Raw genomic sequence first — 12,741 nt, forward strand, 5'->3', positions numbered from 1 at the left:
CTGGGTCGCAGATGCTGCGCTAGCGGCAGGCGAAAGCCTTGCCTGGCAACGGTTTGGTCAGATGGGACAGCTTGACGGCGTATGTCGCGCCAAGGCAAGTGGAAGGGGTTTTGGTGCAAAAAAACAGTTTGGCGGGCGACACCCGACGCGCCTTGAAACGGCTCGTAGCGCGGGGCGTCGCCGTCCTGGTTACTGGCTCGCGGCTGCGCCAATACCCGCCTTCTTTTCGGCCTTCTGCAGATCGGTCGGATAGTTCGGGTCGTTAGCGGCGGGCTTGTAACCCGCGTCCTCGAGTTTCTTCAATTCAGCATTCTTCTTTGCCCGGGCTTCCTTGCGGGCCTCTTTACGCTGGGCCTTGGTCGGCTTCGCGCCGGTGGTCGCAGCCGGCTGCTGCGCCGACACGACGCCGCTTGCATCCTGCGCGACAGCGAGCGGAATACTGCCGGCCACCATCGCCATGACCGAAACCCCAAGCATGATTCGTTTAATGGCAGAACTCTTCATCACAGACATCCCCTCTTGAAAATTGGCAATAACGTTGAAGCCTGTTTGCGGATCTTCGTTCACGCGACGAAACAGCACACGGTATTCGATGACTGATTCGCCGCCTAAAGCTTACAGGCAAACGACGGATGCGGGACTGAATGCGTCGGCTCGCTTTTACTGATTGGACTATTGCACGTGGCGACATCAAGCCGACAGGGAATTCAGATAGCACCTAACACGCAGACTCTTTTTACGACCCTCTACTTAGCTTCACTTTAGTTCTGCATTGCAGAACTAAAAACAGATGACGACTCAGCAGTTCAAACCCGCCTTACCGCTAATTTTCTTCTATTACACGGTGATATCAGCGCGATAAAACACAATTCGCCCGCCAGGTGTTTTCCCTATTCAGGCCTGCATTGCAGTCCAACCCGCGATTTCCCTCGTTGACACTGCACGAACGGTCGTGCGAAATTCCGCTTGCATCCTGTGCGCAAGCTCGCAATAAAAGATCGTGCTGAAGCGCTGCCCTTCTCGCCATCAGGAGACTCATCGGCCAGGCGAGGTCAAATCCAGGAGTGCATCAACAGACGCCATATTTCGCATCCCTTATCAGGTCGCGAAGGCTTTCTGCCGCCTATCGACAACGCAGCGAGCAACAGATCGCCAGAACCGCGCAGCACCCGTTTTATCTCGTCAGGTCAGTCGATTACATAAAACAAGGAGACACGCAGCATGCCGGCAAGTTATCGCAATCGGGTTGGAGTCATTCTCGGATTGATGGGCGCGTGCGCACTCGGCGCGACGCAAAGCGCACATGCGCAAAGCAGCGTTACGCTGTACGGCGTGCTCGACGCATCGCTGCTCTACACCAATAAAACACTCGATACGGCGAACGGCCAGAGTGGCCCGCATCAATATTCGTTCAACGACAGCGGCGTGTCCGGCTCGCATTTCGGCTTGCGCGGCGTCGAAGATCTCGGCGGCGGCCTACGCGCCATCTTCCAGCTCGAAAGCGGCATCAGCATGGCCAATGGCGCGCTCAGCAATTCGAACGGCAATCTGTTCGGACGCCAGGCGTGGATCGGTATCGACAGCAAGTACGGTACGGTCAAGGCCGGTTTGCAGTTCTCGCCGTTCTTCCTTGCCGCGTACGATTTCGATCCTCGCAATATGTCGTACTTCGGCAGCGGCCTCGTCTCCTATATCAACAACGTCTACGTGACGGGGATGTTCAACCCGAACGGCGTGTCATACACGTCACCGGAGATTGCGGGCTTGCAGGCCAGCGCATTGATGGCGCTCGGCGGCACCGCCGGCGATTTCCAGGCGGGCCGTCAGTACTCGGCAAGCTTGCGCTATCACCTCGGCACGCTGGTCGTCGACGCAGCGCTTTATAGCGGCAATGCGGGCGGCAGCGCGGCAACGATCGCAGTTCCCAGTGCGATCGAATTCAACGGCCGCGCGCTCGGCGCAAGCTACACGTTCAGCAATCTGACGGTGAAGGCGTCTTACGTGCAATACAAGATTGCGGGGTCGTTCAACGACCGCGTCTACTCGGGCGGTGCGAGCTATCGCGTCACACCGGCGCTGAATGTCGACGCGGGCGTGTGGGTCACGCGCGACGCCAACAACTCGTCGAACAATTCAGTGCTGGCGTCGACCGGTGTCGAGTACTCGTTGTCGAAGGCCACGATGACCTACGCACAAGTCGGCTTCGTGACCAACCACGGCGCCACGCATACGGGACTCTCGGTCAACAATGCGCTCAATCTGGCGACGGGGACGACAGCCGGTGCGAACATCGGCATCCGCCATACGTTCTGATGGTTGTTTCGCCGAACGCGAAACAGATCGATGAAGAATGCGATGCGCCGCGCAAGCGGCGCATCGGCTAGCGCGGATCGACGAGCGGCATCATTCGTCGTAACCTGGATTGCGCCGCGTCAACCGACGCAGCAAACCAGGCCACACGAGATTGGCGCCCTTGCCCTTACTCACTTCGCGCGCCTGTTCGCCCATCGTTGCGATGATCGATTGCGGCACTTCGATCAGCTTGCCGCCCGCCTGCGCAAGAATCTGGATCCGGCACGACGTCTCGAACAGGTACATCGCCTGAAACGCTTCGGCGACGGAACGCCCGCACGTCAGCAAACCGTGATTGCGCAGCATCATGAAGTTGGCGTTGCCGAGGTCGGCGACGAGCGTCGCCTTCTCGGCATCGCGCAATGCGACACCTTCGTAATCGTGATACGCGAGGTTGGTCAACACGAAACCCGATTGCTGCGACAACGGCAGCAAGCCGCCCTCCTGCGCTGCAACGGCCACGCCATGAGCCGTATGCGTGTGCAGCACGCAATTGACGTTGGGGCGCGCTTCGTGCACGGCGCTATGAATCACGAAACCGGCGGGATTCACGTCGAACGGAGTCGGCATCACGGGATGTCCTTCGTGATCGACCTTGACCAGACTCGACGCCGTGATCTCCTCGAAGAAAAGTCCGTAGGGGTTGATCAGAAACTCATGTTCTTTCCCGGGCACGCGCGCCGAAATATGCGTGAACACCAGATCGTCCCAGCCGAACAACGCAACCAGCCGATACGCAGCGGCAAGATCGATACGCACTTGCCACTCTTCGGGCGACACCATTTGACGAACGCTGGGAATCTCGACTGCCGAGTTCATGGGGGGACCTTGATGGGTGCAAAAACACTGTGGGAAAAGAGCCGCCTTGTTTGAGAGCGGTTCACCAGCGCAAGTGCCGTAACAGCGCAAAGCGGCTCTTCATAATTTCTGCACAGCAGAATACTTGTGCGATTAAAGCGGTGTCAAGACGACTTTTCCGTCAATGAAGAAGGTCTTGCCGGCACGTCCTTGCGGTGCGGCCGCAAGTCAAAAAAACCCTATAAACGCAGGATTTTTATCGCATATGCATGACCCGCATCGAAGTTGCTGGTACTCGCCGGAAATTGTCTAAGTAACTTCCCTAACAATCTGCAATGCAGAACATGCGCACGCAAAACCCTATTGACGAAAAGTGAACGCCCGTGCCAAATTCCTCTCGCGACAGAGTACATCGCGTGTTCGAAATCCGCGCCTCAGCGCGTGCTGCACGATGCGTTCGAGTGACGTATCAACCGTCGGCAACCGTCGTCTGGTTCGATCAGCGGCTGTTGTCCCGTCCGCAAGTCCGGCGCCGGTCTGCGCATGTCCTGAAGCCTGAGACATGCTTTCGCCGGATGCCTGGTTGGAGGGTTTAAAAGCGTGGATATGTTTTTGCAGCAGGTCCTCAACGGGCTCACTCTCGGCGGCATTTACAGCCTCGTCGCGCTCGGTCTGACGCTGGTCTACGGCATTCTCGCGGTGCCGAATTTCGCGCACGGCGCGTTCTACATGGTCGGCGCCTTCGTATCGTTCTATCTGATGACGCGACTCGGCCTGAACTACTGGCTTGCGATGATCGGCTCCAGCATCGCCGTCGCCGCGCTCGCCGTTCTCGCGGAACGGCTCGTGTTCCAGCCGCTGCGCAAGTCGTCCGAATTGCATCCGATGATCGCCGCGATCGGACTGATGCTGTTTCTCGAAGCAGGCGCACAGGCGATCTGGGGCGCGGATTTTCATCGTATGCCGACGCCCTATGCGGGCATCGTCGATCTCGGCGGCGTCAGTGCGCCGCTGCAGCGTCTGCTGATTATTGCCGCCGCCTTTGCGCTGGTGGCTCTGCTGCAACTGTTCCTCCGGTTCACCGTGATCGGTTCCAGCATCATCGCAATGGCGCAGGACCGCGAAGGCGCGTCGCTGATGGGCATCGACGCGAACAAGGTGACCATGCTCACCTTCGGCATCTCGGGCCTGCTCGCCGCGGTAGCCGCTACGCTCTACGCGCCGATCAACCTCGTCTATCCCGCGATGGGCCAACTGGTGATTCTCAAAGCCTTCGTGATCATCATTCTCGGCGGCATGGGCAGCGTACCGGGTGCGATTGTCGGCGGTTTGATCATCGGCATGGCGGAGAGCTTCGGCGCGTTCTATATCTCGACCGACTACAAGGACATCATCGCGTTCGTGCTGCTGGTGGTGATTCTGTCGGTTCGCCCGCAAGGGCTCTTCACCAGGGAACTGCGCGCATCGTGAAATCATCCATGAAACTATTCGAGGGCAAGCCGGGGTGGACGCTGCTGTTCGTGCTCGGCCTGGTGTTCCCGTTCGCCGCGACCAACGACTACATGCTCACCGTGATGTCCACCGCGTACATCTTCGCGCTGGCCACGGTCGGGTTGAATCTGATCACGGGCTACACGGGGCAGTTCAATCTCGCGCACGGCAGTTTCATGGCGGTGGGCGCGTACACGGTCGGCATTCTCACCGTCGATCATCAGGTGCCGTTCTGGCTCGCGTTCATCGCATCGGGGGTAGTGGTCGCGGTACTCGGCGTGCTTGTCGGCCTCGTGTCGCTGCGTTTGCGCGGTCACTATTTTTCGATTTTCACGCTATGTGTAGGCTACATCATGTTTCTCGTCATCGAGAAATGGGACGGCCTGACGCATGGTGTATCGGACATCATCGGCATTCCGGCGCCGTCGGGCTTCGGTCTTGTGTCGTTCGAGAATCCGCGTGCGCTCTACTACCTCGTGTTCGCGTTTCTGGTGCTCGGCGTGTGGCTGATGCATCGCATCGTCGACTCGCTGCTCGGCCGCACTTTCATGGCAATCCGTAATAGCGACGGACTCGCGCAATCGCTCGGCATCAACCTGATGCGCAACAAGGTGCTGGCGTTCGTGCTGTCGGTCATTTACGCGGGGCTTGCCGGTGGTTTGTATGCGGGCTCCGTACGCTTTCTCGGGCCCGATCTGGCCGCCGTCGATCACACCTTCGACATGACCATGTACATGCTGGTGGGCGGCATCGGCACGCTTGCGGGACCGTTGCTCGGCGCGCTGATTATCCCGTGGCTCACGCAGTATCTGCAGTTTCTGCAGGAATACCGCTTCGTCGTATTCGGCCCGATATTGATCGTGCTGGTAATCTTCCTGCCCAACGGCATCGTCGGTTTGTATCAGTCGAAAAAGATGCGCCGGGTGCAACGCCCCACGTCGCAAGGCGGCATCGCCGCGGCGCAGTCGGCGCCCGCGCGAGGAGACGGCCATGCTTGAAATCGACTCGCTCAGCAAACGGTTCGGCGGCCTCGTTGCCGTCGACGACGTGAGCACGACAATCGCCGCAGGCCAGGTCAACGCGATCATCGGGCCGAACGGTGCGGGCAAGACCACGTTCTTCAATCTGATCAGCGGCACACATCTGCCGACGTCCGGGCGCATTCTCTTCAAAGGCGAGGACGTGACGAAGCTCGGCGCCGATCAGATGGCGCGTCTTGGCGTCGCGCGCACGTTTCAGTCCACCGCATTGTTCGACCGGGCCAGTGTGCTCGACAACCTGATCGTCGGGCACCGTCTGCGCACGCATTCCGGTCTATGGGACGTGCTCACGCATTCGAAGCGCCTGAAACACGAGGAGCAGATTTGCCGCGACAAGGCGCGCGACGCGCTCGACTTCGTAGGGCTCTCGGCAATGGCCTCGCGCATGGCCGGCGACATCTCGCAGGAAGAACGCAAACGCGCCGCTATAGCGCTCGCGCTCGCCACCGAACCGAGCCTGATGCTGCTCGACGAACCCGCCGGCGGCGTCAACCCGGAAGAGACCGAGGGTCTCGCCGACCTGATCCGCAAGCTGGTCAAACACGGCGTGACGGTCTGTCTGGTCGAACACAAGATGAACATGATCATGAAGCTCGCGGACCGCATCATGGTGCTGAACTACGGCAAGAAAATCGCCGAGGGAACGCCCGCCGAGATTCGCGCCAACCCGGCCGTGATCGACGCCTATCTCGGGAGCGAACATGCTGAAGCTTGACAACGTCGCACTCGATTACGGCAGTTTCCGCGCACTCGACGGCATCAATCTGCACGCGGACGACGGCGAACTCGTCGTGCTGCTCGGCGCCAACGGCGCGGGCAAAAGCTCGATCTTTCTCGCGATGAGCGGCCTGCGCCGCGCCTCGGGTGGCAGCGTGCTCGTCAACCATCGCCAGATGCTCGGCCTGACGCCCGCGCAGATCGTGCGCAGTGGTGTGATTCAGTGTCCCGAGGGACGCAAGCTGTTTCCCGGCATGTCGGTGCTAAAGAACCTCACGCTCGGCGCGTATGTGCATCGCGGCGACAAGGCGGGCAATCAGCGCAATCTCGACCAGGTGTTCTCGCTGTTTCCGCTGCTGGCGGAACGCAAGGATCACGCGGCGGGTTCGCTATCGGGCGGTCAGCAGCAGATGGTCGCGATTGGCCGCGCGATGATGGCGCGGCCCAAGGTGCTGCTGCTCGACGAACCGTCGCTCGGACTCGCGCCGCTGGTGGTCAAGCAGGTGTTCGACGTGATCCAGCAGATCAATCGCGCCGGAACCACGGTGCTGCTCGCCGAACAGAACGCATTCGCGGCGCTGAAGATCGCGCATCGTGCGTACGTGATCGAGAACGGCCGCATCGTGCTCGAAGGCGATCAGGCGACCCTGATGAACAACGAAGCGATCCGGCGCGCTTATGTGGGCGGCTGAGTGTGAACTGATCGTGAACTGAGCGGCAACTGATCGACATCGACACATTCGATGCAACAACACGCGCCACCTGAGCGCGGCACATTCCATTCATACCAAGGAGACATGTATGACGATCAAACGCTTGTGCAAGCGCACTGGACTCGTTGCCGCCGTCGCCACGACCGCGCTGATGGGCGCGGGTGCCGCGATGGCGCAGCAGGTCGTGCACATCGGCTATTCGGGGCCGTTGAGCGGCGGCGCGGCGAAGTATGGGCAGGAAGTGCTCGACGGCATGCAGATGGCCGCCGCCGATGTCAATCAGGCCGGCGTCGAAGTCGCGGGCAAGAAGATCAAGCTCGAAATCGTCCCGCTCGACGACAAGTACAACCCGAGCGAAACCGCGATCAACGCGCGGCGTCTCGCGCAGGAACAGCAGGCCGCTGTCGTGCTCGTGCCGCATTCCGGCGGCGGCTTCGCGGTGCAGACCAGCAACGAACAGCAGAAGCTGCTGCTGCTCTCATACACCAGCGTCCCGCAGATCAGCGAACGCGGCAACAAGCTGACCGTGCGGATTCCGCCTGCCTTCACGTCGTATCTGAACTCATTCGTCAAATACGAAATGGCGACGTACGGCAAGAAAGTCGCGCTGGCCGCCACCGATACCGAGTATGGCAAGGTCTGGGTCGCCGCTTTCAAACCGGCGTGGGAAGCGGCCGGCGGCACGGTCGTCGCCGACAACGCAATGTCGTATAACCGCGCGACCGACTTCTACAGCGGCGTGAGCCGCGTGCTCGCAGCCAAACCGGACGTGATGTTTATCGGCGGGCCGTCCGAGCCGACCGGTCTCGTCGCGCAGCAGGCACGCGAACTGGGCTTCAAGGGCGGCTTCATCGTGATGGATCAGGCCAAGCTCGACGAAGTGGCGAAGGTCACGAACGGTTATGCCGCGCTGAACGGCGCAATCGGCGTACTGCCGCTCGCCGCAGACGACACGCCGAGCGCGAAAGCGTTTGTCGAGCGATTCCGCAAGACGCATGGCGGGCGCGATCCTAGCCAGGAGGTGTCGCTGAATTACACGGCGGTGTACGCGACGGCCATTGCGATGAAACTCGCGGGCAGCGTCAGCGACGCGACGGCAATCCGCAATAATTTCGACAAGGCCGTGAAGATGTTGCCGCCGCAAAACAATCCGCATGGCGTGACCGCGGTCGACGATCACGGCGGATTCGTGATCGGCAATCCGCTGGCGGCAGTGGTTCAGAACGGACAGTTGAAACCGGCGGCGTTGAGTACGTTGACAGCGGCGAAGTGAAGGTTTTCTGCTGCGGATACCGGGAGTGAGTGACGAATAGAAAAGGCGCCGTGATATTCACGGCGCCTTTTTTATTGAAGCGTAAAGCGTGGAAACGTAAAACCTTTACCCCTTCAACGCCGCCACGATCTGCTCGCGCACATGCGGGCGCTCGGCAAACGGATCGGTCGGATTGCGCGGCGTGACGATATCGTCCGCGCGGGTTTTCACGGCGCTCAGTGCATGCGAATGCGAGAAAATATAAAACTGCTCTTCGCGGATCGCATCGAACACCATCGTCGCGACCTCTTCCGCGCTCACTTTGCCCGAGTTCACCGCTTTCTCGCTCAGTGCACGCGACACGTTTTGGGACAACGTGAGCGGTGTACCGTTAGCAAGATCTGCGGGACGGTTGCGATGCGCTTTGGCGATTCCCGTCGGCACGAAATAAGGACACAGCACCGAACACGCGACCTGCTGCGTGACCAGTGAGAGATCCTGATACAACGATTCCGTCAGCGACACCACCGCGTGTTTCGACACGTTGTACGGCCCCATCAGCGGCGGATTGAGCAGCCCCGCCATCGACGCCGTATTGACGATGTGCCCGCGATAATTCGCGTCACGTTTCGCCGCGTCCAGCATCAACGGCGTAAACGCGCGTACACCATGAATCACGCCCCACAGGTTGACGCCAAGCAACCATTGCCAGTCGCGCTCTGTGTTTTCCCACACGAGTCCGCCGCTGCCGCCCACGCCCGCATTATTGAAAACGAGATGCACAGCGCCGAACGTGTCGAGCGTGGCGCGCGCCAGCGCATCGATCTCGTCGCCCTTCGCCACATCCACGCGATGCGCGACTGCCCGCGCGCCTGCCGCGCTCACTTCGGCGAAGGTTTCGTCGAGTGCGTCCTGCTGCACATCGGCCAGCACGAGCCGCATGCCGAGCTTCGCGCCGAGCCTCGCGAACTCACGGCCGAAGCCGGAGCCTGCCCCGGTTATCACCGCAACTTTGTCTGCGAAATTGTCCATGTGTTGTCCTGTATCCAGTATTTTTTCACGCGCCGATCAGCGCGCCGAGGGATAGAACTGTTCGCGCAACTCGCGCTTGAGCACCTTGCCGATCGGACTGCGCGGCAAAGTGTCGACAAAGGTGATGGCCGAGAGCCGCTGCATCTTGCCGACCCGTGCATTGACCCACGCGAGCAAGGCCGCCTCGTCGATCTGCGCACGCGGATCACGCACGACGAACGCCACCGGCGTCTCGCCCCATTGTTCGGATTGCGCGCCGACCACTGCAACTTCCGCGACGTCGGGATGCTGCCGGACCTCGGCTTCGAGATCGCTCGGATACACGTTGAAGCCGCCCGAAATGATCATGTCCTTCTTGCGATCGAGCAGCGTCAGAAAACCGTCTTCGTCGAAACGCCCCATATCGCCGGTACGAATGAAGCGCTTGCCGCTCGGGTCGTACCACTCCGCTTCTGCCGTCTTGTCGGGTTGTTTGTAGTAGCCGGTCATCATCGCCGGCGAGTGGCCGACGACTTCGCCGACCTCGCCCGCCGCCACTTCGTTACCGAGTTCGTCGATCAGACGGATGTCGTGCCCTTCCATCGGCTGGCCGACCGAATGCAGCTTGGTCGGCCAGTCGTTGGCCTCCAGCTGGCACGAGCCACCGCCTTCGGTCATTCCGTAGTACTCGGTGAGCCGGCCGGGCCAGCGGCGCACCACGTCCGCCTTGATGCTCGCCGCGAACGGCGCACTCGTGCAGAACTTCGCCTGAAAACTGGAGAGGTCGTAGCGGTCGAACTGCGGATGCGCCATCAGACGCTGATATTGCACGGGCACCAGCATCGTGTGCGTGGCGCGATATTGCTGCGCGAGTTCGAGATAACGCGTGGCATCGAATTTCGGCATCAACACAACAGTACCGCCGAACGTCAGCGTCGGCATGAAACTCACGAGCGTCGTGTTCGAATAGAGCGGTGTCGAGATCAGCGTCGTGGCGTCGGGGCCGTAGCCGCGCTGAATGCTGCGCACCGCGTACGCCCAACGCATGCCGTGCGATTGCACGATGCCCTTCGGCGTGCCCGTCGTGCCCGACGAATAGATGATGTTGAACGGCCACGCCGGATCGATTTTCACCGCTTCTGGCACAGCACCGATTGGCGCGAGCCATGCATTCAGCGGAGCACTGCCGGTGTGTGGATCCAGGGCAACCGGCATCGCGTCGATCTGCCCGGCGACCGGTTCGAGCAGACGCTTGACCTCTGCATCGAGAAACAACAATCGCGCGCCCGAATTGCCGATCATGCTGACAAGACTTGCCGCGCTCGATGAAGGCGCAAGCGGCGCGACCGCTGCGCCCGCTCTCAATCCGCCGAGAAACGCGACCGTGTAATCGACGGATGCCGTCGCGCATAACGCAATGGCATCGCCAGGCTGAACGCCGTCGCGTTGCAAAGCGGCGGCGAAGCGATCGACTCGCGCGTCGAGTTCGGCATAGGTGACGACTTCGCCATCGCAGATTAACGCCGGATGGTCGCCGCGCTCTTTGGTAAAACGGCGCAGCATATCGGTGATGCAGACGAACGGTTCATCGAGTAACGCTTCGAGCCAACTCATCGCGATGCGCCTCCTTCGCCATTCGCAACCGATGCCTGGCGCGCCGCATCTTCTTCCTGCAATTTGCGCCACAGTATCTTGCCGCTGCCGGACTTTGGCAGCGAGGTGACGAATTCAACGATACGCGGCGCCTTGTACGACGCCATCTGTTCATGCGCCCAGTCGATGATCTGCTGCTCGGTGATGTCCGCCGCCTGAGCCGCGTTGGGCACCACCAGCGCCTTCACGGTCTCGCCGCGCTTCTCGTCTTTCACGCCGATCACGCACACCTCATGAATCGCAGGATGCCGGTACATCAGCGCTTCGACTTCGGCGGGCCACACTTTATAACCCGATGCATTGATCATCCGCTTCAGACGATCGGTCATGAAAAAGTAGCCGTCTTCGTCGATATGTCCGAGGTCGCCGGTACGCAGGAAGCGCTTGCCGTCGAGTTCGATAAACGCTTCCTGCGTCGCTTTCGGATTACGCCAGTAGCCCTGCATCACCTGCGGCGCGTTGACGACGATCTCGCCCGTTTCGCCTTGCGGCAGTTCCTGCAGCGTGACCGGATCGATCACGCGCGAATCCACGTCGAACACGGGAATACCGAGGCACTGCGGCTTCGGACGATGCGGCGGATTGATGTGCGTGCCCGCGATCGTCTCCGACATCCCGTAGCCTTCGACATAATCAAGCCCGGTCAGCGACTTGAGTTTCTTCGCGATCGCATCCGGCATCGCCGCGCCGCCGCCGCGCGCACCAGTCAGACTCGACAGGTCGTATTCACCGAGCTTCGGATTCGACAGAAAATCGACCATCATCGTCGAGATGGATTGCCATGCGCTCACGCGATATTTCTGCATGCATAGCGCAGCGGCGTCGCGATCCCAGCGCGGCAACACGACGATAGTCGAGCCGCAATACACCGCGCTGTTCATGCCGCCCTGCATGCCGGTGACGTGAAAAAACGGCAGGATCGACAGATGCACGCCGTCGGACGGCACCGAGAACCACACGCATCCGCCGAGCGCGGTGCTCATCACGCTGCGGTGCGTGTGCATGCAGCCCTTCGGCTTGCCGGTGGTGCCGGACGTATAGGGCATCACGCACAGATCGTCGGGACCGGCGGTTAGCGGGCCAGGTGCGATACGCCGGTCGAGCACGGATTGCCACGACGTGACGCCGGGAAGATCGAATGTCTTGCGCGGCGCGGCGACGAGTTCGGAGACGGGAATCGTCGACGGACGCTTCAGATAATCGCTATACGTCCCGACGATTGCGTGTTCGAGCCCTTGCCCGGAACCGTTGCCGATCAGCGGTTCGACGTTCTGGAAAAGGCACTGCGGCGCAATGATCGTAGTCGCGCCGCTATCTTCGACGTAATGCGCGAGTTCGTCCTTCATGTTCATCGGATTAACCGGCACTACCACGGCATTGGCTCGCAGGATGCCGTAGTAAGCGATGATCCATTGCGGGCTGTTCTGCATATAGAGCAGCACGCGGTCGCCGGCCTTGACGTGACATTCCTGTTGCAGAAAACCTGCTACGCGTTCGGCTTCGTCTTTGAACTCGGCGAACGTGATCGGGGTGTCGTAGAAAACGATGAACGGCTTATTCGGAAAGCGCGCCGCCGAGACTTCGGCGTTATAGAAAATATTGGTTTCAGGCAGAGTCAGATGCAGTGGCACTTGCGGCGGCCAATGCGGATGATGGCGTTCGTTCATGTGTATCGCGTCTCCTTTGTCGGTGGGAGTTAGCGCTTTAGCCCTTA

At 60.4% G+C, this 12,741-nt stretch carries 11 protein-coding genes; 6 read left to right on the top strand and 5 right to left on the bottom strand.

The window, feature by feature from the left end; all coding sequences use genetic code 11:
- Positions 1–189 precede the first annotated feature (189 nt).
- Positions 190–504 (bottom strand): hypothetical protein, encoded by a 315-nt coding sequence (locus ABH945_RS24665; RefSeq protein WP_429252301.1) that lies wholly within the window; start codon positions 502–504, stop codon positions 190–192.
- Positions 505–1,221: 717 nt separating this feature from the next.
- On the opposite strand from ABH945_RS24665, the gene ABH945_RS24670 reads away from it, so the two are divergent.
- Positions 1,222–2,313, top strand: coding sequence for a porin (locus tag ABH945_RS24670; RefSeq protein WP_083380039.1), 1,092 nt, complete (start codon positions 1,222–1,224; stop codon positions 2,311–2,313).
- Between the two features lie 90 nt (positions 2,314–2,403).
- Here ABH945_RS24670 and ABH945_RS24675 read toward each other — a convergent pair whose 3' ends face one another.
- A complete protein-coding gene (locus ABH945_RS24675) occupies positions 2,404–3,171 on the bottom strand; it encodes a class II aldolase/adducin family protein (RefSeq protein ID WP_074768386.1) in 768 nt (255 codons plus the stop codon).
- Positions 3,172–3,756: 585 nt separating this feature from the next.
- Between ABH945_RS24675 and ABH945_RS24680 the strand changes: the two genes are divergently transcribed.
- The 5 genes from ABH945_RS24680 to ABH945_RS24700 all read left to right on the top strand — a co-directional run bounded on the left by ABH945_RS24680 (position 3,757) and on the right by ABH945_RS24700 (position 8,384).
- Complete coding sequence (locus ABH945_RS24680) at positions 3,757–4,620, top strand: branched-chain amino acid ABC transporter permease (RefSeq protein ID WP_429252302.1); 864 nt, start codon at positions 3,757–3,759, stop codon at positions 4,618–4,620.
- 8 nt (positions 4,621–4,628) lie between these two features.
- Entirely contained in the window at positions 4,629–5,639 is a 1,011-nt protein-coding gene (locus ABH945_RS24685) for a branched-chain amino acid ABC transporter permease (RefSeq protein ID WP_429252243.1), read from the top strand.
- Positions 5,632–6,396 (top strand): ABC transporter ATP-binding protein, encoded by a 765-nt coding sequence (locus ABH945_RS24690; protein ID WP_429252244.1) that lies wholly within the window; start codon positions 5,632–5,634, stop codon positions 6,394–6,396. Before ABH945_RS24685 ends, ABH945_RS24690 begins: the two co-directional genes overlap by 8 nt.
- Complete coding sequence (locus ABH945_RS24695; protein ID WP_429252245.1) at positions 6,383–7,090, top strand: ABC transporter ATP-binding protein; 708 nt, start codon at positions 6,383–6,385, stop codon at positions 7,088–7,090. Before ABH945_RS24690 ends, ABH945_RS24695 begins: the two co-directional genes overlap by 14 nt.
- A 109-nt stretch (positions 7,091–7,199) precedes the next feature.
- Entirely contained in the window at positions 7,200–8,384 is a 1,185-nt protein-coding gene (locus tag ABH945_RS24700; protein WP_074768377.1) for an ABC transporter substrate-binding protein, read from the top strand.
- Positions 8,385–8,489: 105 nt separating this feature from the next.
- Here the strand turns inward: ABH945_RS24700 and ABH945_RS24705 are convergent, their stop codons facing one another.
- From ABH945_RS24705 to ABH945_RS24715, 3 genes are read right to left on the bottom strand one after another with little or no spacing between them, the layout of a single operon-like run.
- Positions 8,490–9,395, bottom strand: a complete 906-nt coding sequence (locus ABH945_RS24705) for an SDR family oxidoreductase (RefSeq protein ID WP_074768375.1) — start codon at positions 9,393–9,395, stop codon at positions 8,490–8,492.
- A 36-nt stretch (positions 9,396–9,431) separates the two neighbouring features.
- Entirely contained in the window at positions 9,432–10,988 is a 1,557-nt protein-coding gene (locus ABH945_RS24710; protein ID WP_429252246.1) for a class I adenylate-forming enzyme family protein, read from the bottom strand.
- Complete coding sequence (locus tag ABH945_RS24715; protein ID WP_074768371.1) at positions 10,985–12,694, bottom strand: long-chain fatty acid--CoA ligase; 1,710 nt, start codon at positions 12,692–12,694, stop codon at positions 10,985–10,987. The genes ABH945_RS24710 and ABH945_RS24715 overlap by 4 nt, the downstream gene beginning before the upstream one ends.
- Positions 12,695–12,741 lie beyond the last annotated feature (47 nt).

The sequence above is a fragment of the Paraburkholderia sp. GAS333 genome, assembly GCF_050435665.1.
GTDB lineage: Bacteria > Pseudomonadota > Gammaproteobacteria > Burkholderiales > Burkholderiaceae > Paraburkholderia > Paraburkholderia fungorum_A.